Below are 23,843 nucleotides of genomic sequence, written 5' to 3'. Positions count from 1 at the left end.
ATGCCAACCCAAGAGCGCGCCGCTGACACCCTCGCGTTGGTGCGCGGCCTCGTCGCCGAGGTTCACCCACACGCCAAGCCGCCCGCGGTCACGCTTGATAGCACCTTCGAGAACCTCGGCATCGGCAGCCTCGAGCTGGCGGAACTGTTGCTGCGGGTTCAGGACAAATTCGGGGTGGCCCTCCCGCCGCACATCCTGGCCAGCGCGGAGACGCCGCGCGACCTGATAGCCGCGGTCGCCCGCGGCGGTCCCGCCGTCGGGGAAGACCGTGACGTGGTCCCGCTCCCTTCGCCCGTGCCGGGCGGCATGGTGCCCGAAACGGCGCAAACACTGAATGACGCCCTCAGCTGGCACGTCGACGCGACACCGGACCGCACACACATCCGCATCCTCGACGAGGCCGTCGGTCCCGTAGACCTGACCTATGCCACGCTGCACCGGGAGGCGGCCGCCGTGGCTGCCGGGCTGATCGAGCACGAGATCATGCCGGGCGAGACGGTCGCGATCATGTTGCCCACCTGTCGGGCGTATTTCGTCACCTTCGCCGCGGTGGTCATCGCCGGGGCCGTCCCGGTCCCGGTCTACCCGCCGGCACGGCCTTCCCAGCTGGCCGATCACCTGCGCCGCACCGCCGGTATCCTCGCCAACGCCCGGGCAACCATGCTCGTGACCGTGCCCGAGGCCGTTCCGCTGGCGCACCTGCTGCGCGCGAACGTCGAAAGCCTGCGTCACGTCGTCGTACCCGAATCCCTCACCGGCGCAAGCGAAGACCCGCTGCCACCTCTCCCGAGACCGCGCGCCGACGATCTCGCGCTGGTGCAGTACACCTCGGGCAGCACCGGACACCCCAAGGGGGTCGCGCTCACACACCGGAACCTGCTGGCCAACATCCGGGTGATGGGTCAGGCGGCGGGGGCATGCGGATCGGACACCTTCGTCAGTTGGCTGCCGCTATATCACGACATGGGTTTGATCGGCGCGTGGCTCGGCTGCATGTATTTCGGTGTCCCGCTGGTGGTGATGAGCCCACAGTCGTTCCTGATCCGACCGTCGCGATGGCTCTGGGCGATTCACGCCAACCGGGCGACAATGTCGGCCGGACCGAACTTCGCCTATGAGCTGTGCCTCACCAAGATCCGTGACGACGAGATCGCAGGGCTTGACCTGAGCTCGTGGCGGCTGGCCTACAACGGCGCCGAGCCCGTCAGCGCCGCAACCATCGAGCGGTTCGGTGATCGCTTCGCCCCGTATGGGTTTCGGCGGGAGGCGATGACGCCGGTGTACGGGTTGGCGGAGTCGTCCGTGGGCCTGGCCTTCCCGCCGTTGGGACGGGGTCCGCTCATCGACCGGATCCGCCGTGACGCGTTCGTGGGCTCCGGGCGTGCCGAGCCGGCGGAGCCGGGCGAGCCCGACCTTCGTTTCGTCGCGTGCGGCCAACCCCTGCCAGGGCACGAGATTCGCGTCGTCGACGCCGCCGGCAACGAGCTGGGCGACCGCCGCGAGGGCCGCATCGAGTTTCGCGGTCCGTCGGCAACCGCCGGCTATCTCAACAACGCGCCGGCGACGCGTGCGCTGTTCCACGAGGGCTGGCTCGACACGGGCGACCTGGGCTACCTGGCCGGCGCCGACGTATACGTCACCGGCCGGGTCAAGGATGTGATCATCCGAGCCGGTCGCAACCTGCACCCGGCCGAGCTCGAAGAGGCGGTCGGCAACCTCCCAGGCGTCCGCAAGGGATGTGTGGCCGTGTTCGCCTCGCCCGACGCATCGGGCGGGCCCGAGCGACTCGTCGTCTTGGCCGAAACCCGGGCGATCGGAGACGACGTCCGTAGCGCACTGCGCTCCGAAATCGCCGCCACCGCAGTGGATCTGCTGGGGGTGGCTCCCGACGACGTAATTCTGGCGCCACCGCGCACGGTCCTGAAGACCTCGAGCGGAAAGATCAGGCGGGCCGCCAGCCGGGCGATCTACCAGGCCGGCAGGATCGGTGCGCGACCGCGTGCGGTGTGGTGGGAATTGGCCCGCCTTCGCCTTCGCGGTGCGGCGCCGTCGCTGCGTCGCGCACGTCGCGCGGCGGGGGCCGTGGCATTCGCCGCCTACGCATGGGTGGTGTACGCGATCCTCGGATTGTCGGTGGCACTCGCGCTCTTACTGCTACCGCGACCGCGGTGGCGCTGGCGGGTAGCACGCGAAGCGGTCCGGCTACTGGCCCATTTGACCGGCACGGCGATCAGCGTGCATGGCCTCGACCGCTTCCCACCCGGGACATCCATCGCGGTGGCCAACCACCCCAGCTGGATCGACCCGCTGGCGCTGGCCGCGGTGATGCCGCAGTCGTTTCGCTTCGTTGCCGCCGAAGTGCTGGAGCATCAGGGGCTCAACGGGTTCGTGCTGAGGAGGTTGGGCCATCAGTTCGTCGAACGCCACGAGCGTGAACACGGCGTGGCCGACGTCGGCCGGCTCGCAGCCCTGGTGGGAGCCGGGCAGTCACTCGTCATCTTCCCCGAAGGTCGGCTGGCACGTGCTCCAGGATTGCGGCCCTTCCACATGGGAGCGTTCGCGGTGGCCGCTCAAACCGGCGTGCCAGTCGTCCCGGTGGCCATCCGCGGGACGCGGACGATACTGCGGCCGGAACATCACTTCCCGCGGCGGGGGAGCGTCGACATCGCGGTTGGTGAGCCGATCCGGCCTTCGGGTACCGACTGGTCTGCGGCAGTCGAACTGCAGCGCGCCGCGCGGAAGGTCGTCTTGGATCTGTCGGGGGAGGCGGACGTCGAGTGATTGGTGCCCGAAAAGTGGATGGCCGGGCGGTGCCTCGTCGAACCGCCCGGCCACGAATGATGAGATTCACTCGCTGTGCTTGCCGACCGCCTGGCCCGCGCTGTGCACCACGCTGCGGAAGAATTCAATGCGCGCGGCGCCCAACTCGTCGGCGAGGTTGAGGGCGGCATCGACGACGGTCTTGCGGTGCGACTGCTCGGGGAGCACGGGGCTGATCTGATCGACGAATTTGCGGACGGCGTCGATGGCCTGCTTGCGGCCGTTCTCGACGGACTCGAGCACGTCGTCGGAAAGCTCCGCCCAGCGCGGCTCTGATTTTTCGGGTGCTGTCATTGTCAACTCCTTGTGATATTCCTGGATTCCTGTCGTCGGCTGCGTGCCGACGCCCCGACGTTACGACTCACAAAGCCCCCGGCACGAGAGCCAAAAGTCCCGGTGATCTGTGCTTGCCGGTCAAGGACTTTCGTGACTTTCGCAGGGCCGTAGGTCCCTAACGTGCCGGATCGGCGAGGTGCTAGCGTGCGGCCATGGCCACACCCGACAGCCACGGACGGGAAGTATCGGGCGTTCCTCGCTGGAGCGCACCGGCCGTCGACGGTTTGGGCAAGGCCGTCGAACCGTTCGCCGGCACCGGCCGATACGTCGCGCAGTCGTGGCGCGATTACCTCGGAAAGGCGCCCGGCGAACTTCCGATTGCGCGGCCCACCCTCGCCCTGGCCGCGCAGGCGTTTCGCGACGAGATCGTCCTGATGGGCCTCAAGGCACGCCGCCCGGTCAGCCGGCCCGAGATTTTCGAGCGCATCACCAGCGAGGTGCTTGCGGCGCTGGAGTTCTACGGCAAAAGGGGATGGCTCGATCACCCGAAGAGATTCTTCGGCACGCCGCCGCCGCTTTCCGACGTCACGGTCCGAAAGGTCAAGGGGCGCACCCGCTCCCTCTATCGCATATCGTTCGACAGCGGGTATCTGCCGCGGCCGGGTGAACCGGGCGCGGAGCGTTGGATGAGCTACACCGCAAACGACCGCGAATACGCCCTGGTACTCCGCCATCCGGAACCGCGGCCCTGGTTGGTGTGTGTGCACGGGACGGAAATGGGCCGGGCCGCGCTGGATCTCGCCCTGTTTCGCGCCTGGAAGCTGCACGACGAGCTCGGGCTGAACGTCGTGATGCCGGTACTGCCGATGCACGGCCCCCGGGCCCGCGGCCTGCCCAAGACCGCGGTGTTTCCGGGAGAGGACATCCTCGACGACGTGCACGCCACGGGTCAGGCGGTGTGGGACATCCGGCGGCTGTTGTCCTGGGTCCGGTTGCAGGAGCCCGAGTCGCTGATCGGGTTGAACAGCCTTTCCCTCGGCGGCTACATCGCGTCGCTGGTCGCTAGCCTCGAAAAGGGCCTCACCTGCGCGATCCTCGGCGTTCCGGTGGCCGACCTGGTGCAGTTGCTCGGCCGCCACTCCGGTCTCAGCGAGGACGACCCCCGCCGGCGCACGATGGAGCTGGCCGAACCCATCGGACGGATGACGTCGCCGCTGTCGCTCAGTCCGCTGGTGCCGATGCCGGGCCGGTTCATCTATGCCGGCGTCGCCGACCGGGTTGTGCACCCGCGCGAGCAGGTGGTCCGCCTCTGGGAACACTGGGGCAAACCCGAAATCGTCTGGTATCCCGGCGGTCACACCGGATTCTTCCGGTCGCGGCCGGTGCAGAACTTCGTGTGGGATGCGCTGCAGCAGTCGGGGCTACTTGACGCGCCGCCGACGCGGCGCGACCGCCCGGCTTAGGCGCAACATCATGGATCCGCTGGACCCCTTGGACGTGGCGATGATGGCCGCGGAGCTGGTGGCCAGCCCGATGCACGTCGGCGCGGTGCTGATTCTGTCACCGCCGGACGACGCCGGCCCGGACTACGTCGAGGACCTGTACCGCGAGGCCCTCGCCGGCAAGGGTCCGGTCGATCCCCGGCTGCGCAGGTATCCGCACCGCGGCCTGGACACCGGCGGCGTCTGGGTCTGGCGTCAGCTGGACGTGCTGGACCTGAGCCGGCATTGCCAGCGCCGCACCGTGTCGGGAGACCCCGACGATTTCTGGCGGCTCGTCGGAGAGCTGGACGCGGAGCGGCTCGACCGGTCCCGGCCGATGTGGGCGTCGTACCTGATCGACGGCCTCGCCGGTGGCCGCTTCGCGTTCTACATCAAGGTGCACCACACCGTCATCGACGGGGTGGCCGGCTTCCAGATGATCGGCGACGCGCTGAGCACCGATCCGGCAGACCGGTCGATGCCGCCCTTCTACGCCGACCGCCGTCACGAATCCTCGCCGCAGTCGGAGGGGACGGGGCTGGCCGCGCGTCTTGTCGCGCCGCTGCGATCACTGCTCGGCACGGCGACGTCGAGCGCCGGGCTCGTCGGGCGGGTGGTCACGGGCGAGCTGTCGACCGTCCTCGACACGCTGGTCGGGCACACGACCGTTTTGCCCTTCGAGGCGCCCTACACCCGGTTCAACGGCCGCCTGGGCCCCGGGCGCGCCGTCGCGGCCGGGAGCTGGCCGAAGGACCGCATCCACACGGTGCAACAGGCCACCGGTGTCAGCGGCAATGACGTGGTGACCGCGATGGTGGCCGGGGCGGTGCGTCGCTGGCTGCTAAAGCGGGGCGAGCTGCCCAAGCAGTCACTGGTGGGCGTCTGCCCGATCACCGTGCGCGATCGCGAGTACGACGCGGCAAATGACCAGCACGGCAACATGTTCGGGCTGTGGGCGTGTCCCTTGGGCACCCATATGGAGGACCCGGCGACACGGCTGGACCTGATCCACCGGTCGATGTCGGAGGGAAAGCGCTGGGTCGCCAAGCGCGGATCGGCGGCGTCGCTGCTGACGGCCGCGCCGAACATCGCCGCGACCGTTGTCATGCCGCTGCTGTCGTTCATGCCGAAGGTGCGCACCGGATACAACCTGCCCATCTCGCACGTGCCAGGGCCCGGCGCCGAAATGTATTGGAACGGTGCGCATGTCGACGAAATGTATCCGGTATCGACGGTCTATGACGGTATGGCACTCAACGTGACCACATGCTCATACGCCGACCGGATCGGATTCGGATACGTCGCGGGTGCCGATGTGGTGCCCGACATCGACACGCTGATCCCGCTCACCGAGGAGTGCCTGACCGAGCTCGAATCCGTCGCTACCGTGGATTGACTCAGCCCCGCGGTTCCGACGGAGGCCAAACGGCCCTACAAAGCTCCATGCCGCCGGCCTAGGGTTCGCCATGGGGAACAAGGCAGATGGGAAGGCTGTGGCATTTTTCAAAGTCGTCGCAGTCGATTTCGACGGCACCCTGACCTCGCGCGGCAACCTGGGCCCGGAAGCCGTCGAGGCGATCGATCGGGCCCGGCGAGACGGCCTGACCATCGTGCTCGTCACCGGCCGCATCGGAGCCGAGTTGCGTGCCGAGTTCCCCCAGATAGCCGACCATTTCGATGCGCTGGTACTGGAAGACGGAGCGGTGGTGGTCATCGGCGGACAGACGCATGCGCTGGCGGAACCGGTGGATCGCGGCCTTGATCAGGCGCTCGCCACCCGGGGCGTCCCGTGCCGGCGCGGCGAGGTGCTGGTGGCCGTTGACGGCGAGCACGCCGGGACCGTCGTCGAGGTGATCGGCGAACTCGGGATGGATTATCAGGTGATACGGAATCGGGGCGCGCTGATGGTGCTGCCGGCAGGAGTCACCAAAGGCACCGGGCTGAGCGCCCTACTGGCAAAGATGAACCTGTCCCCGCACAACACCGTTGCGGTCGGCGACGCCGAGAACGACTTGTCGTTACTCGGTGTCGCCGAGGTCGGTGCCGCGGTGGCGGACGCCGTCCCGTCGGTCCGGCGATTCGCCGATGTCGTGTTGGATCGACCGGATGGTGCGGGCGTCGCAGAGCTGCTCAGCCACCCGTATCTTTCCGGCGCACAACGCTGGTGCCCGCCGCGCCGCTGGGTCGACATCGGAACGTTTGACGACGGGACCACGACAGGGTTGCCGGGAAGCCAGGGCCGCATTCTCGTTACCGGGCCGGCCGCGTCGGGAAAGAGCTACCTGCTCGGCCTGCTGGCCGAACGATGGGTCCTGGCCGGATACTGCGTGCTTGTCATCGACCCCGAGGGCGATCACCTGCAATTGCAGCAGCTCAATCAGGTGCAGGTCGTCGACGGCGGTCACCACCTCCCCGAACCGGCCGAGGTCGTCCACGCACTGCGTCCAAACTCCAGCGTGGTGGTCGACCTGTCGGGACTGGCCGAGCCGAGCAAGAGCGACTATGTACGCCGACTCCGGTCGACCGCCGAGGCGCACCGCGAACGGCATGGCTTCCCGCACTGGGTGATCTACGACGAGGCCCATCTCCTCGGCAACGAGGAGGAAGCGCACTGGGCGCGCCGCGGCGGTTACGTGTTGTGTTCGTTTGCCCCGGCAGCGCTTCCCGCACATGAGATCGACAGCAGCGACGTCGCGATAACCCTCGCCTATACCGACATCGCGGCAGACATCGCCGCACGACGGCGGGCCACCATCCGTTTCGGATCGGGGCCGCCTCGCGGTTTCACCATCGCGGAGCGCCACACCGCACACGTACGGCACCGGCACAAATACGCCGATGTCCGGCTCCCGCCCGAACGGCGGTTCTACTTTCGCACCACCAACGGCGATTCCGTCGCGGCGGCCGCAAGCATGCATGACTTCTGCAGTGCGATAAGACATCTCGACCAGCAGGCGCTCGAATACCATCTCGAACGGGGCGACTTCTCGCATTGGTTGGACGGCACCATCGCCGATAAGGATCTGGCGGTGCGGGTGGCGGCCTGGGAGGACGAGCTGGAGGCGCGGCGCGCGGCGGACGTGGAACGCATCCGCGACCAACTCGTGCAGGCGGTGGAAAAGCGTTATCTGCCTTCAGAACAACAGCGCTAGCGGGCCAGCCTGGCCGGACGACGGCCGCGCTTCCTTGCCGGCTTGCGTGTCAGGGCGCGGGTGACCAGCCGCGCGACGCCGAGTTCGATGCCCCTGGTGAGTTCGTCGACGTCGGGTGTGGTGTCGTAGTCCGCGGTGATGCCGAAGACCAGCTCATCGACGTACGTGAGCATGCTGATCACGGTGCGCAACTGCATTGCGATCGGCGGTACCGGCAACAGCTGTTCCACCGGGCGCCCCAGCACCTGCAGCCGCTGGCGGGGGCCGGGCACATTAGTCGCCAGGGTGACGATGCTGCGCTGCGGCAGGCGCGTCAACAGCCGAATCGTCCATGCGCTTACGACAAATGGTAGGTAATTAGTCAGCGCGACGAAGGCGTTGGCGGCTTGCCGCTCACCGCTGCCCTTGAGCCTGTCCAGTCGGGCGTGTACGAGCCTTAGCCTCTTGACAGGATCCTGCTGTTCGACGGGCAGGGCTGACAGCATCGCCGAGACGCGAACATCGGTGCGGTTCATGGCATCCGGCGTGCGCACCGACACCGGGACCAGTGTGCGCAGTGAGTTGCGCCGGGGCTTCTCGCCGCGACGCAGCAGCATGGTGCGAAAGCTGTCGGTGATCGCCGCGAGTGCCACATCGTTGAGCGTCACGCCGAAGGCCTCGCACACGGCGTCGACTTCCTTGAGTGACACCCGCACCGCGCTGTAGCGGCGCCTGTTGGCCACGGAGCCGTGCAGCGAGGATCCCGTCGCCGGCATTGCGAGACCGGTGACGAATTCGGCTGCGCCCCTGGCTGTCTGTGCGGCCGCCGAGGTGGTAGCCAGCGACGCGCGCCACAGGCCTCCGGCCCAGGTCAGCGGGTTGCGACTGAGTCCCGCCGAAAGAACGATCGACGACGTCAGCTCCCTGGCGGCGCGGATGTCGCTGGCGAACGTCTCACCCGCGGCGGCGTCGGCGATAGTGGTCAACATCTGCACGGTAGCGATCCCATCGGCGATGCAGTGGTGCACCTTCACCAGGGCAGCCCAGCGCCCTTCCGGCAAGCCTTCGATGACCCAGCACTCCCACAGCGGGTGGTCTCGATCCAGCCTGCGCTCCATGAGGTCGGCGATCAGCCGGAACAACGCGGGGTCGTCGGCGGGCCGCGGCAGTGCCGTTCGCCGGAGGTGATGGGCGATGTCGAAGTGGGCGTCGTCGATCCATTCGGGTGCCGCCAATTCGAAGGGGTGCTTATGCAGCAGCTGCGTGAACCGAGGGACGCTTTGTATCCGCTCGTGCAGTGCCGCGGTGAACGTCTTCACGTCGGGCATCGGCCCATCGATCACGGCCAGCGTGCCGATCGCCAGACTCAAATGTCGATCGGCGTCTTCGGCCTCCAGGAAGCTGGCCTCCATGGTGGTTAGCTGTTCCATCGGCAATCATCTCCGATCCACGCTGGTGCGCATCAATATGCGTCCGCGGCGCGAGCGCCGATAGTGCCGTTGGTCCCGAAGCTAGGAGCGCGGCGCGGCGCTTACCTGAGCCATGATGCGATCAAGCACGATCGTGGACAGATCGCCGTTGTCGGCAACACGGGACAGGCCGCGTCGCCGCAGGAAGGTGTCCAGCCGCCGGTCGGGCGACCAGTCGGCATAAATGGGGCCGAGGTAGCGCGAGACCAGAAATTCCCGCGCCAAGGCGTCTACGTCAGTGTCGGTCAACAACAATGATGGGTTGCCACCCATAACCGCCATGCTCCTTTGTTCAGCCGCAAACCGCCGCTGCCAAATTACGTCAGACAAAGTCATTGTTGAGTCACGCGCATATTGCGGATAGGGCCCAAAGTCCTCGACAGCCCGGGCATCGGAGCAAATTTGGCCCGGTCGCGAGGACCATCGACTCTGTCGGACGGCGCGGCCGACGACGAAGACTGGCGTCATGGCCAATGCGATAAGACGGATCACCGAGACGGCGGCGCTCCTTGGGCTGCTCTACGCCGCGCGACGGTACTACCGCAATTGGGGTGCGACCAAGGCGGAGTGCCGGATGGCGCTGCCCGGCGACAGTTTGGTGACGGACCCGGCTATTCAGACAACGGAGGCCGTGTACATCGATGCGCCGGTGTCGGCCGTCTGGTCTGAGCTTTTGCAGGCGGGTCAGCGGCGCCGCGGCGCCGATCAAGCCCAACCGGAATCACAACAACTTGCGGTTGGGGACGTCGTGCGCCTGGCACCCGAAGGCTGGATGGGCTTCCCCGACGGGGTGACGCTGAACGTCGCCGAGCTCGTCGGCGAGAAGTACATCGCGCTCAACGCCACTCGAGCGGACTTGCGCTGGAATGTGGTGTGGTCCTTCCACATTCAGCCGCACTGGGAAGACCGGGTAAGGCTCCTCACCCGCGTCAGGATCGCCCTGCGCTACCCCGGCGAGGTGTTTGCCCTGGAACTCGTCAGGCCGGTGATTGCCTTGGGCACACGAGCTTTGTTGTTGGGCGTCAAGCACCGGGTCGAGCGGTCTCAGACGATTACGCCGACGCCGTCGGCTGTTGAACACGGTTAACGGAGACGGGCCCGGGATCGAGATCCCCGGGCCCGTCGCTATTCGGATTCGGCTTTAGCCGGTCGCTACCTGCACATGCTTTTCGGCGGAAGCGGGTTTCGAAACTCCCACGGACACAGTCAGGATGCCCTTGTCGTAAGTGGCCTTGATGTCGTCCTCGTCGGCGCCGGACGGCAGTGAGACCGTGCGGACAAAGGAGCCGTACGAGAACTCCGAACGGCCGTCGAATTCCTTTTTCTCGCTGCGCTCGGCCTTGATGGTGAGCTGGCCGTCGCGGACGGTGATGTCGACGTCCTTGGCCGGGTCGATGCCGGGGATTTCGGCGCGGACCACATAGCGGCCGTCGGTCATCTCGTCCTCCAGCCGCATCAGCCGGGTGTCGAACATTGGGCGGATGCCCGCAAACGACGGGAACCCCGCGAAGAAGTCCGCAAACTCGGGAAACAGCGAATGCTGTGGCTTCTGGGTCGCAGGAAGGGTGGTGGTCATTGTGTTCTCCTGAATGTGTTGTGAGTTGCCTGAAAGACACTTAAATCCGATCACAGAGGGCGATGCTGCGATAGGGACTCAAGTCCCCATCGGGTTTCTGGAAGCTGAATTTCGGTGAACGACCTGGGTACTCAGCAGACTCCCGTCGGGCAGGTCCATTGGCCGCCAGGGGAGGTCCAACGACCCTAGTGGCGGGCACGGCGCGGTCCTAATTTCGGCAGCAGGTGTTGTCGGCCCACGACTTTGGAGGTTGAAAGTGCGCGATGCGATCCCGTTGGGACGGGTCGCCGGTTTTCCGGTGAAGGTGCACTGGAGCGTCCTGGTCATCCTTTGGCTGTTCACGTGGAGCCTCGCCAGCACGCTGCCAAGCACCGTCAAAGGGTATACGCCCCTGGCCTATTGGCTCGCCGGGGTTTGTGGCGCGCTGGTGCTGCTGGCGTCGCTGTTGGCCCACGAGCTTGCGCACGCGGTCGTGGCGCGTCGCGCAGGTGTAGCTGTGGGAAGCGTGACGCTCTGGTTGTTCGGCGGGGTGACCACGCTCGGCGGCGAGGCGAAGACACCCAAGTCGGCCTTCCGGATCGCGATCGCGGGGCCAGTCACCAGCCTGGCGCTGGCGGCGGGCTTCGGCGGGCTGGTCGCGGTGCTGGACACCGTTCGGGCCGCTCCCGTCGTCGTCGGCGTCGCCTCGTGGCTGGCCTTCATCAACCTCTTGCTGGGCGTGTTCAACCTGTTGCCGGGAGCCCCGCTGGACGGCGGCCGCGTGCTGCGGGCCTACCTGTGGCGCCGCCACGGCGACATCGTGCGCGCCGGGATCGGCGCGGCGCGTGCCGGACGGATCGTCGCGTTCGTCCTGATCGCTTTGGGCTTAGCCCAATTCGTCGCGGGCGGCCTCGTGGGTGGCGTCTGGTTGGCCTTTCTCGGCTGGTTCATCTTCGTGGCCAGTCGCGAGGAGGAGATGCGGATTTCGACCCAACAGCTGTTCGCCGGGGTGCACGTCTCCGACGCGATGACCGCGCGGCCACACACCGCGCCCGGTTGGATCACGGTCGAGGATTTCATCCAGCGCTATGTGCTGGGCGACCGTCATTCGGCATATCCTGTGGCCGACCCCGACGGATCGATCGTGGGGCTGGTCTCCCTGACGCAGCTGCGCGACGTCGCGCCGACCGCGCGTGGCAGCACCCGGGTGCGGGACATCGCCCTGCCGCTGGATGCGGTGCCCACCGCCGGGCCGCGGGAGCCGCTGACCGCCCTGCTCGAGCGGATGGCGCCGGCGGGTCCCCGCAGCCGCGCGCTGGTGCGCGACGGCGGCGAGGTGATCGGCATTGTCACGCCGAGCGACCTCACGCGGCTGATGGATGTCTACCGGCTCGCCCACCATGGACCGGCCACGACGTCTCCCGTTTAGCGGCCGAAAGGTGTTGGGAGGGTTATGAAACCGATCATTGTGGGCATCGACGGCTCGCCGGCGGCCATCCCGGCCGCGCTGTGGGGTGTCGACGAGGCCATCAGCCGCCACGTGCCGCTGCGTCTTGTCGCGGTCATGAAGCCGACGCACCCGTCCCCGGACGACTACGCCCGTGACCTCACCCATGCCGAGAATTCGCTTCGGGCGGCGCGATCGGCGATCGAGGCCAGCGGAAAACCCGTCGCCGTCGAAACCGACATCGGTCGCGGGCCGGCCGGCGCGTTGCTGGTCGAGGCGTCCTCCGACGCCGAGATGATCTGCGTCGGGTCCACCGGAATCGGACGCTACGCCCGCTCGATCCTGGGTTCGACGGCGACCGAGCTGGCCGAGAAGGCGCATTGCCCGGTGGCGATCCTGCGTACGGATGTCGAGCAGCCGCCGCCGGACATCAACTGGATCGTGGTCCGGATGACCGACGCCCACGACAACGACGTCGTCGTCAAACACGCTGTGGGGGAGGCGAAATTGCGGCGGGCGCCCATGCTCGTCCTCGGTGGGCGACCGGAGGATCTCACCGAGCACGCCGACGGTCGGTTCGAACGCCGGGTGGAGGACTGGCGGCGGCGGAACCCCGAGGTTCGCGTCTACCCGATCACCACCAAGCAAGCCATCGCCGGTTTCTTGGCCGCCAATGACGAGCGAGTTCTGCTCGCCGTAATCAGCGGCGACGAGGCCGGCCAGCTGGCCCGGCTGGTCGGCCCGCACGGGCACCCGCTTTTCCACCACCCCGAATGCTCGGTGCTCGTCGTCCGCTAGCGGGCCGGCGCAAGGAAGTGACGTTCGGCTCTTACGGGCCGGTGATGGTGCCGGAATCATCTGGGGCTTGAACGGTGAACGCAATTCCCGGATCTGGGCGTCGATCGCGTCGCTCGCAGGGCGCGACGGAGCCCCGATCTCCCCGGGGCACGCGTGCCTGGCCTGCATGGAGGCAGTCGGTGCCAGCGCCGCCGGTCTGCTTCTGACGAGCGACAGCTGGACGTTGAAACCCGCATATGTCAGCGATTCGCGAGCCGGCGAGGCCGAAGAGCTGCAGGTGACGCTGGGGCAGGGCCCGGGGGCCGATGCGCTGGCCCGCGGCAGGCCGATCCTCGTAAGTGATCTGGCCGCGCCGCTGAGCGAGCGTCGCTGGCCGATCTTCGCACCGGAAGCGACTCGCCTCGGGATACGCGCGATGTACAGCCTTCCTCTGGCGCTGGGCGCCATCGAGGTCGGGGTGCTCGACCTCTACGGCGACGCCACGGGCCACCTCGACCAGGGCCGGTTGCTGGACGCGTTGATCTATGCCGACACCGCGCTGCTGCTCGTGCTCGACGCCCAATGTGGCGTCCCGCCACCGGAAGCGCAGCACGCCAACGGGCCCGGTCCGGTGCTGTGGCACGCCGAGGTACACCAAGCGGCAGGCTTGCTTTCCGAGCAACTCGGCGTGTCACCCCTGCAGGCGTTGGTGCGGTTGCGCGGGTATGGCTACAACCACCAAAAGTCGCTCACCGACGTCGCCGGTTCAGTGGTGGCGGGGCGGCTGCGATTCCGCCCCGACGATGCCCACCTCGTGGGGGACCACGGTTTGGGCAACTAGGCCGGGGCGTCCCGCGCCACGATCACCGGCGCCTGCGCCATTTGGGCGACGGCTTCGCCGACGGATCCCACCAGCATCCCGGCGAAACCACCGCGGCCCCGGCTGCCGACCACCACCAGCTGCGCGTCCGCGGACTGCGCGACGAGCTGGCGCGCCGGCTGGGCCTGCACGACGGTACGGGTTACCCGCACGTCGGGGTATTGTTCCTGCCAGCCCGCCAGCCGCTCGGCCAATACCTCTTCGGCCGCGGATTGGGTTGCGGGCCAATCAAGTTCGGGCCATTCCGAGATATCGAGATCGCTCCACGCGTGCAGGGCCACCAAGTCCGCGTTCCGGCGGGAGGCCTCTTCGAAGGCGATCGCGGTCGCCGGTTCGGATGCCGGTGAGCCGTCGACGCCGAGCAATACCGGTCCCTGGCCGGCGCGCGGCGGGTCCTCGTGGATTATCGCGACCGGGCAATGCGCGTGACGCAGCAGAGCCGAACTGACCGAGCCGAGCAGCCGGCCGGGCCACCGGCCGCTGCCCTGCGCCCCCGTGACCAACATGTCCGCGTCCTTGGACAAGTCGATCAACGTGGGAACCGCCCCCGAGGAAAAGATTTCGGTGTGGATGCCGGCCGGACCGCCGTGCTGTGTGGCCGCTTCTACGACCTTGAGCGCCTCGTCGATCAGCCGGCGTCCGTGTTCCTGCTGCCAGCGCAGCACGCCGGCGGGCACGGGAGTCCTCAGCCAGGTCGAAACCTCCGGGGAAACCGCGTGCACCAGGGTCAGCGGAACGTTGCGCAGCTCGGCGTCGCGTGCCGCCCACTGCACCGCCGTCCTGGCGGCCGGCGAGTCGTCGATTCCGACGACGATTCCCAAATGTGCGTGCTGCGATGACATCACCAGTCCTCGATTCCTCGGCGTGGCCGTTCACGCACGACCGTATCGGGGCCGGGTGGGTTCCAGCAGGGGCGTTTGTCACCGATCCGGCGAGCAGAGTGGCACAGAAGTTTTCGCGGCGAAGAGCTTGCTGATCCGGATCCGCCAGACCTTCGGACCCTTCTCGAGGTATTCCCAGCCGTAGCTACCGGGCAGGTCGGCGTCGAACTCGGCCCGCAGGTGCTTGGGGTCGTGCGCCGTAGGCCGCAAAGATCGTCGGGTGCTTGTCCTGCTTGCGCAACTCGCGCACGTCAACTTCGGTGTCGGCCATGTGGTTTCCGCAACTCCTTGGTTTTTACAAGTAAGATTGTGTAAACTGTAGCGCATGACGTACGTGATCGGAAAGCCGTGCATCGACGTGATGGACCGGGCCTGCGTCGACGAGTGTCCCGTCGACTGCATCTACGAGGGCGGCAGGTCGCTCTACATCCACCCCGACGAATGCGTGGACTGCGGCGCGTGCGAGCCGGTGTGCCCGGTCCAGGCGATCTACTACGAAGACGACCTGCCTGCGGAGCTCCACCCCTACCTGGCCGATAATGAGGCGTTCTTCACCGAAGTCCTGCCCGGCCGGGACGGGCCGTTGGGATCGCCGGGCGGGGCGGCCAAAGTCGGGCCGCTCGGTGTCGACACACCGCTGGTCGCCGCCCAAGCCAGGGCCGACGAGACCAAAGGAGCGTGAGCGGCATTACGTCAGTCGGAGAAAACACCGGTCGCCGCCGCCGCGAGGTGCTGCGGCTATTGCGGTCGTCGCCCGTTCCGCTGAGCATCGTCGCGATCGCCGAACAGCTTGGCGTGCACCCGAATACCGTGCGCTTCCACCTCGACAGCCTGCTCGCGAGCCGGCAGGTGGAGCAGGTCGAGCACGACCCCAAGGGCCCCGGGCGCCCACCGCTGATGTTCCAGGCGGTGCGGCAGATGGATCGCGGCGGGACGCGCCACTACCGCATGCTCGCCGAGGTCCTGACCGAGGCGCTGGCCGCCGACCGCAATCCGCGCGCGAAGGCGGTGGCCGCGGGGAAGGCGTGGGGGCGCAGCGTCGAATCGCGCACCAAGGCGCCGAAGGCCCGCAGCGCCGAGGAGGCCGTCGACCGGCTGGTCGGAGTGCTCGACGACCTCGGGTTCGCCCCGGAACGCCGGACGTCCGACGGGGAGCAGGTGGTGGGCCTGCGGCACTGCCCGTTCCTCGAACTGGCCGAAACCCGCAGCGCCGTCGTGTGCCCCATCCACCTCGGGCTGATGCAGGGAGCCCTGGAGACCTGGAGGGCACCGATTTCCGTCGACCGCCTCGATGCGTTCGTCGAACCGGATCTGTGCCTGGCCCACATCTCGCCGGCCGGGTCCGCCCGGTGAGCACCGGATCGGCGATCGCGGTCGCGGTCACCTTCGTCTGGCTCGGCATGGTGCTCGCCATCTCGTTCCTCGAGGCCCCGCTGAAGTTCCGCGCGCCCAACGTGACGTTGCAGATCGGGCTGGGCATCGGGCGCCTGGTCTTTCGCGCGCTCAACACGGTCGAGGTCGCCTTCGCCCTCGTCATCGTCGCGATCGTGGCATCGGGAACCGGGGGATCCACCCCGCCGCGGATCGTGGCGGCGTTCGCCGTCGCCTTCGTCGCCCTGGCGATCCAGTTGATCGCGGTGCGCCCGGCGCTGACCCGCCGCTCCGATGCGGTGCTCGCCGGATCGGAGGGGCCGCGGTCCCACGCGCATTACGCCTACGTCGGCCTGGAGGCGGTCAAGACCGCGGCGTTGCTCGTGGCGGGGATACTGCTATTGACCGTCTGATCGCGGGCTTGCACGACGGAAGGGGACGACCATGGAATCCATCTCGTTGACCGGACTGGCCTCCGAAAAACTGGCCGAGGCCGGGCGGTCGCACAGCGGACGCGCCGCGCACACCATCCACGGTGGTCACACCCACGAGCTTCGGCAGACCGTGCTGGCCCTGATCGCCGGCCACGACCTGTCGGAACACGACAGCTCCGGCGAGGCGACGCTGCAGGTGCTGCAGGGTCACGTGCGCCTGACGACCGGTGGCGACGCCTGGGACGGCAAGGCGGGCGACTACGTCGCGATCCCGGCGGAGCGGCACGCGCTGCACGCCGTCGAGGATTCGGTGGTCATGCTGACGGTGCTGAAGAGCCAGCCCGGGGCCCATTAGCACCGATGCTATCCACGCCCTGGTCAAGAGGTTTCGGGCTGCGGGTGCCGATCGTCAACGCCCCGATGGGCGGGGTGGCCGGTGGCCGGCTGGCCGCCGCCGTGACCGCGGCCGGCGGGCTGGGCATGGTCGGGATGGGCAGCGACGGCAACAGGGAACTGCTGCGCGCCCAGCTGCGGCACGTGCCGGAAAGATTCGGAATCGGCTTGGTGGACTGGGTGATTCGCACCCAGGAGGGGTTGCTCGACGATGCGCTGGCGGCCGGGCCCGCGCTGCTGTCGGTCAGTTTCGGCACCGACTGGTCGTGGGTCGCGAAGGCGCACGACGCCGGAATCCCCACCGTAACACAGGTTTACGACGGCCTGGGTGCTCGTAAGGCCGTCGACGCCGGCGTCAACATCCTCGTCGCGCGGGGGGCCGAGGGCGGCGGGCATGGCGAGGTCAAACTCGCGACGCTGCCGCTGCTCGACGACGTGTTGGACGCGGTCGCGGTGCCGGTGCTCGCGGGCGGCGGCATCGCCTCGGCGCGGAGCCTGGCCGCCGTGCTGGCCGCCGGGGCCAGCGGGGCGTGGGTGGGCACCCGACTGGCGGCCTGCCCGGAGGCGCTCACCGGTGACGGCAGCCGCCGCGCGCTGATCGCCGCCCGGGCCACCGACACCGCCGTCACCCGGGCCTTCGACGTCGCCAGGGGGCTGCCCTGGCCGGCGAAGTTCCCGTCGCGCGTGTTGGCCAACGACTTCGTCGCGCGCTGGACGGGCCACGAAGAAGCGCTCGATGTGTCGGCATGCGACGAACTGGCCGCCGCCGTCGCCGCCGACGATCGCCGCGTCGCCCCCGTCGACGCCGGCGAGGGCGTCGGGATGATCCGCGACGACGCGTCGGTGGGGGACATCATCGAGCAGATGTGCGCGGGTGCGGAGCGCCTGCTGGGCGGCTGGGGCACTTAGCGAGCGTCACACCGCGCGCAGGTAGCGCCGGGCGATGACGCGCTGGGCCGCCCTGACGACCGGCCCGCCGGCCTTGGTCCACCAGGCCGCGGGCCGGGAGAACGCCGACACCTCCGCGTACACCGCGTCGGTGGCCGGGTCGCGGCGCACGACGAAGCGTTCCTCGCCGGACTCCGGATGCCCGGGCAGGGTGCCGTAGGCGAAGCCGCGGATGTCGGGCTCGTCGACGACATAGACGACCCGGCACGGCGCCGGCAGAAAGCCCATCCGCACCACCAACACCGCGTCGACGATGGCGACGTCGGAGCTGGCCTGCACGCGCAGCCCGGAGCCGCGTTGCATGCCCCAGCGCATGACGGCGTCGGCGGCCCGCTCGAAACGCTCTCGGCCCGTGCCGATTTGGCGTTCGACGTGTTGATGGTCGTATCCCGCGGGCAGCTCGCCGTCGGACGTGGCGCCCACCTCGGTGTAAGTGAGCGGAAGTTCTTCGAGCGTTTCCAGGTCCACGTGTTCAGCGTACGGTCGAGGAAGTGACCACTCAGACTGTTGCCCAAGCATCCGGAACGTTCACCCTCGGCGGCGACCTGACCGTCAACCGACTCGGTTTCGGCGCCATGCGCCTGACCGGCAAGGGCGTGTGGGGGCCGCCCGCCGACCGTGACGAGTGCGTGCGGGTCCTGCGCCGCGCCGTCGAGCTCGGGGTGAATTTCATCGACACCGCGGACTCCTACGGGCCCTACGTTTCCGAGGAGATCATCCACGACGCGCTGCATCCCTATGACGGCCTGGTGATCGCCACCAAGGCGGGGCTGCTGCGCACCGGCCCGGACGTCTGGGTCCCGCTGGGCAATCCCAGCTACCTGCGCCAGGAATGCGAGATGAGCCTGCGCCGCCTGGGCGTCGAGACCATCGACCTGTTTCAGCTGCACCGCATCGACCCGAACTTCCCGCTGGCCGACCAGGTGGGTGAGCTGCTCAAGTTGAAGAACGAGGGCAAGATCCGCCACATCGGCCTGTCCGAGATCGACGTCGACCAGCTCACCGCGGCCCAGCAGATCGCCGAGATCGTGTCGGTGCAGAACATGTACAACCTGGCGTCCCGGGGCGCCGAGCCGCTGCTGGACGCCGCGACCCGCCAGGGCATCGGCTTCATCCCGTGGTTCCCGCTGGCCGCCGGGCCGCTCGCGGCGCCCGACGGGCCGTTGCAGCGCATCGCCGCCGAGCACGACGCGAGCCCGTCGCAGCTGGCGCTGGCCTGGCTGCTGAAGCGCTCGCCGGTGATGCTGCCGATCCCGGGCACGTCCAGCGTCGCGCACCTAGAGGAGAACGTCGCGGCCGCCGAGATCACGCTGACCGACGACGAGTTCGAGACCCTGGCGGCCGCGGGAGCCCAGCGGACGGTCTGAGGACTTTGGTCCCCAATCCGTTTCCAACTAAATACAGAGCCGCCGCACCGGTCCTACACTGAAAACCTTCGTTTTCGGGCCGAGATCGGAGGCCGGCGATGTCGTTTATGGTTGCGGCGCCCGACATGTTGTCTTGGGCGGCAAGGGATTTGCAGAGCATCGGTGCCACGCTCACCGAGGCGAACGCCGCGGCGGCTGGCCAGACGACCGGCCTCCTGGCGGCCGGCGCCGACGAGGTGTCGGCGGCCATCGCGGCGATGTTCGGCGGGCACGGCCAGGCCTTTCAGGCTCTCAGCGCCCAGGCGGCGGCGTTCCATAACCAATTCGTGCAGGTGATGAACGCTGGCGCGGCGACGTATGCCGCCGCGGAAGCCGCCAACGTCTCGGCGCAGACCGTCGAGCAGGACTTGCTGGGCGTGATCAACGCGCCCACCCAAGCTGTGTTGGGGCGCCCGCTGATCGGTGACGGCAACCCCGGGGCCCCTGGTCAGACCGGTGGGGCCGGCGGGTTGTTGTGGGGTAACGGCGGCCCGGGTGGCAACGGCCTGCCCGGCCAGGCCGGCGGCAACGGCGGACCGGCCGGGTTGATCGGCACCGGCGGAACCGGCGGAATGGGCGGGGCCGGCGCGGCCGGCGGCGCCGGAGGAACGGGCGGGTGGCTGTACGGCAACGGCGGTGTCGGCGGCCACGGCGGTGCCGCGCTCGCGGGCATCAACGGTGGTCTGCCCGGGCGCGGCGGCGCGGGCGGCAACGCCTTCCTGTTCGGCGGTGGAGGGTCCGGTGGGCAGGGCGGCACCGGTCTGGCCGGCGCCAACGGTGTGAATCCCGCCATTAGCGGCCAAGCTGCCACTGGAACGTCCGGAGTCCAGACGGATACGACAAACACCAACGCCATTTCCAGTAACGGCGGTGACGGCGTCAGTGGCGGACTCGCCACCACCGGCGGCACAGGCGGGCTGGGCGGGGGCGCGGAGGTGTCCCTCAACGGTCTTGCTATTGCTGGTAATGGCGGGGCCGGTGGTGCTGGCGGCAATGGCGGCGCCGGCGGTGAAGGCGGTGGCGCCCTAAATCTCGGTACGGGTGGCGCCTTCTCGGGCTCGGGCGGTAACGGGACCGCGGCGGGCGCGGCCGGAGGTGCGGGTGGGAACGGCGGCATGGGCGGTTTCGCTCTTGCGTCTAACGGTGGTGCCCTGGCCAATGTTGGGGGTAGCGGCGGCGTGGGCGGGACCGGCGCGTCGGGTGGCAATGGCGGCATTGGGGGTGCCGGCGGCAACGGTGGTCATGGCGGGTTCTTGGTCGGCAACGGCGGCCTCGGCGGCGCGGGCGGCACCGGCGGTGACGGCGGCATCGGTGCCACGGGGGGCAACGGTGGCTTCGGGGGCACCGGCGGCGGTGCCCAGAGCAACGCCGGCGGTCTGGCCACCGGCGGCCACGGCGGCGACGGTGGCTTCGGCGGAACCGGCGGAACCGGCGGAACCGGCGGTGCCGGAGGCGTAGGCGGCGACGGGGGCGCCGGTGGTCTGTTCGGAAGCGGCGGCGGTGGTGGTACCGCCGGCACCGGCGGCGCCGGCGGACGCGGCGGCCTCGGTGGCACGGGCGCGCACGCGGGTGGGGGCGGCCTCGGCAACGCCGCCGTCGGCTTCACGGGCACCGGCGGTGGCGGCGGCACCGGCGGCGACGGTGGTACCGGCGGAACTGGGGGCAACGGCGGGGGCACCGGCGTCGGCGGCATCGGTGGGCGTGGTGGATCGCTCTTCGGAGGTGCGGGAACGAACGGCACCGCTGGCCTGGGTGGTGGCGGCGGCGCGGGCGGCGACGGAGGCGGATTCGGCCTGGCCGGCGCGGGAGGGTCGGGCACGTCCACCGCCGGCGGCAATGGCACCAACGGCAACACGGGCGGCACGGGCAACTCCGGCCAGCACGGCTGATCCCCAGCGGACCCCCGTCCAGCCGGCGCGGTCAGGCGTCGCTCGTTTGCCGGGCGTGTGTAGCGGCTTGTGTGCGGTTGGCGACGCCGAGTTTGACGAGGATCGAACTCACATGGCCGCCGGCGGTTTTGGGGCTGATATGCAGCGCGGCGGCGATCTGTGCGTCGCTTTTCCCGGCGGCGAGTAGCTCGAGCACTTGGCGTTCGCGGCGGGTCAACCCGTTGGGGTCGGCAAGCGTCTTGGCGCCGGGGCCGCGACGGGTGGGGCCGCGCAACGCCGCCAGGCGCTGCTGGGCGCGACGGGCCGAGGCGCGCGCACCGAGGCGGCGGAACGTCGCCAACGCCGATTCCACCGCGGCGATGTCGCCGCTCAGCGCAGCCATCGCCGCGTCGTAGGGGCAGTTGCGGCCTGTCCACGCCGCCGCGGCTGCTTGCCAGTCGCCAGCATCGTCGGCGTCACCGCCGGCCAGGCACATCCACCGCCGCAGGGGTTCGACCAACCACGCATCGGCTTCGGTGGGGCGGGCCGCCAACCCCGCCCGGGCCTCGGCGAGCGCGGTGTCGTCGTCGCCGGCCAACCACGCCGCCTCCGCCCGCGCTGCCCGCACCTGCAGCCCTAATACGTTGCCCGCGGTGGACTCGAGGGCTTCATCGAGCAGGTCCCCCGGCCGCTCGCCGCGGCGCGCGCGGGTCAGCGCAAGCACAACGAGCGGCAGGATTCGATGCTGCGGGCTCAGATCCGTGCGGGTCAGGACTTGCTCGGCGAGCCGCGCGGCCTCGGCCCAACGGCCCCGGTGCAACATGGTCAGCGCCTCCGCTCCGGTAATCAGCGCCTGGAACATGACCAAGTCGTGGTCGTCGCAGAACGCCGCCGCACGGCTGAGATAGCCCTCGGCGCGGGCGGGCTCGCGTCGCAGCGCGGCGGCCGAGGATATGAGTACGCCCAACACCGCCGCATGTTCGGTCAGGTCCGGCCTGCCCAGTGCGTCGCGCCAGACCGCATCGAAGTCATCCCAGCCGGTGTTCCCACGGAATACGCGGCCCATCGCCTGATAGCCGCGCGCCCGGATGACGACGCCGGGGTCGCCCAATTGGACGCCGAGAGTCAGTGCGCGGTCGGCATATTCGGCGGCTGCTGACAGGTCGTAGCTCACCACGGTGCAGGAGTGCGCCATGTTGATCAGCGACCAGGCCAGCTGCGGGGAGGGACCGAGATCATCGAGTAGCCGAAGTGACGCGCGGCCCGCATCGATGGCTTCGGAGGTGCGTCCGAGCGGTTCCAGCAGATGGGACAGCCAGCGCAGGTCATCGCCCTCTTCGAGTGGATGACCGAGTTGGTGGCGGACATCGATGGCCGCGCGCCACGACGACATCGACGCCGCCGCCAGCCCGCACAGGTAGCTTTCGAATGCGTGGCGCTCCAGCCACTGCGCCTCCTGCTCGGGAGGGGCGGTGCCGCGATGCCGCAGCGTCAAGCCGTACAGCTCGGCGGCCTCAGCGTGCGCGCCCAGCGCCGCGGCCCGCTCCGCCGCCGTCGGGCCGTAACGCGTCACCGCGTCACCATCGCCGACTTGGTCGGCGTGAAAGACCAGCGCCGGCAACATGTTCGGGTCAATCGGTGGTTCGGCCAATGCGACGAGCGCGCGCTTGTGCAGCAGCCGGCGCCGATAGTCGGGGATGCGAGCCAGCGTGGCCAGCCGCGCCAACTCGTGGCGGAACCCGATCGCGTCCCCCTCGGCGACCAGCACCCCCGCGTCCACGCATTCGTCCAGAGCCGCGCCGGCGCCCGGGCACACCTTTTGGACCAGCGCCGCGTCGGCGCGCGGCCCACAGACCGCGACCGCTTGTGCGGTCTCGCATGCCCCCCTCGACAGCCGAACCAGCCTGCCCCACACCGCTTCTGAGACGCTGCTCGGCAAGACATTCCGATCCAGCGCGTCGACGCCGCAGGCCAACACCTCGGTGACGTAGAAGGGGTTTCCCCCGGTGAGGCGGTGTAGCTGGTCGGCATTGAACCCGCTGCCGGCGGCGAGGACTGCCACCGCATCTCGGCTTAGTGGCTCCAGCGCGACACGGCTGACCGCGGCGCAGGTCGCCACATCCCCCAGCGCCACGGACAGCGGGAGCTGGCGTTCGATCTCGTCGTCGCGGTAGGAGATCACCAACATCAGCGGCAGCGACGCGATGCGCCGGGCCAGGAAGCGAATCAAATCCAACGTCGAACCATCGGCCCAGTGGGCATCCTCGATAACCCACACCCAGCGCTGCCCGTCGCGCAATATCGCCAGCAGCCGCCGATACAGCGCACCGGTGTCGCCGGATTCGATCGCCGTGACGAGACCGCCGGCCGCCACGGGCCCGAATCCGGCCAGCGCGTCGAGCACCGGGCCCAACGGGCGCGGCGCCGCCAGCGGATCGCACCAGCCCACCAACAGCCGTTCGGAACCGTCCAGCGCAGTCGTGAAGGCGTTGATCAGCGCCGTCTTGCCGACTCCGGCCTCTCCGCGCAGCAACGCCACGCGGCCCGCGCCGCGACGCGCCGCGTGCGCCAGCCCGGTCAGCTCGGCCAGCGCCGCCTGTCGCTCCAGCAAACACTCCACGGCCACTCGCTTAGCAAAAACAGGGAAAATTCCGGATCAACCGCGCCCGCCCGCCAGCGCACACTGTGGAGGGAAACGCTCCGGGC

Annotated in this window: 23 protein-coding genes; 15 read left to right on the top strand and 8 right to left on the bottom strand. The window is 69.0% G+C overall.

Annotated features, from left to right (window positions below):
• Positions 1 to 2,781, top strand: coding sequence for an AMP-binding protein (locus AC5Y5E_RS07325; RefSeq protein WP_499902319.1), 2,781 nt, complete (start codon positions 1 to 3; stop codon positions 2,779 to 2,781).
• A 66-nt stretch (positions 2,782 to 2,847) separates the two neighbouring features.
• Here AC5Y5E_RS07325 and AC5Y5E_RS07320 read toward each other — a convergent pair whose 3' ends face one another.
• Entirely contained in the window at positions 2,848 to 3,114 is a 267-nt protein-coding gene (locus AC5Y5E_RS07320) for a hypothetical protein (protein WP_499902318.1), read from the bottom strand.
• A 194-nt stretch (positions 3,115 to 3,308) separates the two neighbouring features.
• On the opposite strand from AC5Y5E_RS07320, the gene AC5Y5E_RS07315 reads away from it, so the two are divergent.
• From AC5Y5E_RS07315 to AC5Y5E_RS07305, 3 genes are all read left to right on the top strand, one after another.
• A complete protein-coding gene (locus tag AC5Y5E_RS07315) occupies positions 3,309 to 4,559 on the top strand; it encodes an alpha/beta hydrolase family protein (RefSeq protein ID WP_499902317.1) in 1,251 nt (416 codons plus the stop codon).
• 10 nt (positions 4,560 to 4,569) lie between these two features.
• Entirely contained in the window at positions 4,570 to 5,973 is a 1,404-nt protein-coding gene (locus tag AC5Y5E_RS07310; RefSeq protein ID WP_499902316.1) for a wax ester/triacylglycerol synthase family O-acyltransferase, read from the top strand.
• 97 nt (positions 5,974 to 6,070) lie between these two features.
• Positions 6,071 to 7,729 (top strand): HAD family hydrolase, encoded by a 1,659-nt coding sequence (locus AC5Y5E_RS07305; RefSeq protein ID WP_499902315.1) that lies wholly within the window; start codon positions 6,071 to 6,073, stop codon positions 7,727 to 7,729.
• On the opposite strand, the gene AC5Y5E_RS07300 is transcribed toward AC5Y5E_RS07305, so the two are convergent.
• The gene (locus tag AC5Y5E_RS07300; protein ID WP_499902314.1) at positions 7,726 to 9,138 is read right to left on the bottom strand and encodes a WS/DGAT/MGAT family O-acyltransferase; all 1,413 of its coding nucleotides are present in this window, start codon (positions 9,136 to 9,138) and stop codon (positions 7,726 to 7,728) included. The two genes, AC5Y5E_RS07305 and AC5Y5E_RS07300, sit on opposite strands and share 4 nt — an antisense overlap.
• Positions 9,139 to 9,219: 81 nt before the next feature.
• A complete protein-coding gene (locus tag AC5Y5E_RS07295) occupies positions 9,220 to 9,426 on the bottom strand; it encodes a hypothetical protein (RefSeq protein WP_499902627.1) in 207 nt (68 codons plus the stop codon).
• Positions 9,427 to 9,643: 217 nt separating this feature from the next.
• On the opposite strand from AC5Y5E_RS07295, the gene AC5Y5E_RS07290 reads away from it, so the two are divergent.
• Positions 9,644 to 10,264 (top strand): SRPBCC family protein, encoded by a 621-nt coding sequence (locus AC5Y5E_RS07290; RefSeq protein WP_499902313.1) that lies wholly within the window; start codon positions 9,644 to 9,646, stop codon positions 10,262 to 10,264.
• Positions 10,265 to 10,318: 54 nt separating this feature from the next.
• On the opposite strand, the gene AC5Y5E_RS07285 is transcribed toward AC5Y5E_RS07290, so the two are convergent.
• A complete protein-coding gene (locus AC5Y5E_RS07285) occupies positions 10,319 to 10,753 on the bottom strand; it encodes an Hsp20/alpha crystallin family protein (RefSeq protein WP_499902312.1) in 435 nt (144 codons plus the stop codon).
• Positions 10,754 to 11,009: 256 nt separating this feature from the next.
• On the opposite strand from AC5Y5E_RS07285, the gene AC5Y5E_RS07280 reads away from it, so the two are divergent.
• The 3 genes from AC5Y5E_RS07280 (at position 11,010) to AC5Y5E_RS07270 (ending at position 13,797) form a co-directional block, all read left to right on the top strand.
• On the top strand, positions 11,010 to 12,161 hold the full coding sequence (locus AC5Y5E_RS07280; RefSeq protein ID WP_499902311.1) for a site-2 protease family protein: 1,152 nt from the start codon (positions 11,010 to 11,012) through the stop codon (positions 12,159 to 12,161).
• A gap of 24 nt (positions 12,162 to 12,185) precedes the next feature.
• Positions 12,186 to 12,977 (top strand): universal stress protein, encoded by a 792-nt coding sequence (locus AC5Y5E_RS07275; RefSeq protein ID WP_499902310.1) that lies wholly within the window; start codon positions 12,186 to 12,188, stop codon positions 12,975 to 12,977.
• Positions 12,978 to 13,044: 67 nt separating this feature from the next.
• Complete coding sequence (locus AC5Y5E_RS07270) at positions 13,045 to 13,797, top strand: GAF and ANTAR domain-containing protein (protein WP_499902309.1); 753 nt, start codon at positions 13,045 to 13,047, stop codon at positions 13,795 to 13,797.
• Here the strand turns inward: AC5Y5E_RS07270 and AC5Y5E_RS07265 are convergent.
• Both AC5Y5E_RS07265 and AC5Y5E_RS07260 read right to left on the bottom strand, forming a co-directional pair.
• Entirely contained in the window at positions 13,794 to 14,678 is an 885-nt protein-coding gene (locus tag AC5Y5E_RS07265; protein ID WP_499902308.1) for a universal stress protein, read from the bottom strand. The genes AC5Y5E_RS07270 and AC5Y5E_RS07265 overlap by 4 nt on opposite strands.
• A gap of 78 nt (positions 14,679 to 14,756) precedes the next feature.
• Positions 14,757 to 14,927: a DUF2249 domain-containing protein gene (locus AC5Y5E_RS07260; RefSeq protein WP_499902307.1), complete on the bottom strand. Its 171-nt coding sequence runs from the start codon at positions 14,925 to 14,927 to the stop codon at positions 14,757 to 14,759.
• A gap of 115 nt (positions 14,928 to 15,042) precedes the next feature.
• Here AC5Y5E_RS07260 and fdxA point away from each other — a divergent pair, with 115 nt between their 5' ends.
• From fdxA to AC5Y5E_RS07235, 5 genes are read left to right on the top strand one after another with little or no spacing between them, the layout of a single operon-like run.
• A complete protein-coding gene (gene fdxA, locus AC5Y5E_RS07255) occupies positions 15,043 to 15,399 on the top strand; it encodes a ferredoxin (protein WP_499902306.1) in 357 nt (118 codons plus the stop codon).
• Positions 15,396 to 16,070, top strand: a complete 675-nt coding sequence (locus AC5Y5E_RS07250; protein WP_499902305.1) for a helix-turn-helix transcriptional regulator — start codon at positions 15,396 to 15,398, stop codon at positions 16,068 to 16,070. Before fdxA ends, AC5Y5E_RS07250 begins: the two co-directional genes overlap by 4 nt.
• A complete protein-coding gene (locus AC5Y5E_RS07245; RefSeq protein WP_499902304.1) occupies positions 16,067 to 16,501 on the top strand; it encodes a hypothetical protein in 435 nt (144 codons plus the stop codon). Before AC5Y5E_RS07250 ends, AC5Y5E_RS07245 begins: the two co-directional genes overlap by 4 nt.
• Before the next feature lie 31 nt (positions 16,502 to 16,532).
• Positions 16,533 to 16,877: a cupin domain-containing protein gene (locus AC5Y5E_RS07240; RefSeq protein ID WP_499902303.1), complete on the top strand. Its 345-nt coding sequence runs from the start codon at positions 16,533 to 16,535 to the stop codon at positions 16,875 to 16,877.
• A gap of 5 nt (positions 16,878 to 16,882) precedes the next feature.
• The gene (locus AC5Y5E_RS07235) at positions 16,883 to 17,824 is read left to right on the top strand and encodes an NAD(P)H-dependent flavin oxidoreductase (protein WP_499902302.1); all 942 of its coding nucleotides are present in this window, start codon (positions 16,883 to 16,885) and stop codon (positions 17,822 to 17,824) included.
• A gap of 6 nt (positions 17,825 to 17,830) precedes the next feature.
• On the opposite strand, the gene AC5Y5E_RS07230 is transcribed toward AC5Y5E_RS07235, so the two are convergent.
• A complete protein-coding gene (locus AC5Y5E_RS07230; RefSeq protein WP_499902301.1) occupies positions 17,831 to 18,331 on the bottom strand; it encodes a DUF1990 domain-containing protein in 501 nt (166 codons plus the stop codon).
• Between the two features lie 23 nt (positions 18,332 to 18,354).
• On the opposite strand from AC5Y5E_RS07230, the gene AC5Y5E_RS07225 reads away from it, so the two are divergent.
• Positions 18,355 to 19,230, top strand: coding sequence for an aldo/keto reductase (locus AC5Y5E_RS07225; protein WP_499902300.1), 876 nt, complete (start codon positions 18,355 to 18,357; stop codon positions 19,228 to 19,230).
• 98 nt (positions 19,231 to 19,328) lie between these two features.
• Positions 19,329 to 21,158, top strand: a complete 1,830-nt coding sequence (locus AC5Y5E_RS07220; RefSeq protein ID WP_499902299.1) for a PE family protein — start codon at positions 19,329 to 19,331, stop codon at positions 21,156 to 21,158.
• Between the two features lie 31 nt (positions 21,159 to 21,189).
• Here the strand turns inward: AC5Y5E_RS07220 and AC5Y5E_RS07215 are convergent, their stop codons facing one another.
• The gene (locus AC5Y5E_RS07215) at positions 21,190 to 23,763 is read right to left on the bottom strand and encodes an ATP-binding protein (protein ID WP_499902298.1); all 2,574 of its coding nucleotides are present in this window, start codon (positions 23,761 to 23,763) and stop codon (positions 21,190 to 21,192) included.
• Between the last annotated feature and the right edge of the window lie 80 nt (positions 23,764 to 23,843).

The organism is Mycobacterium sp. NGS54 (genome assembly GCF_059812465.1).
The sequence above is the reverse complement of the archived record's forward strand: the minus strand, read 5'-3'. Positions and strand labels throughout refer to the sequence as shown.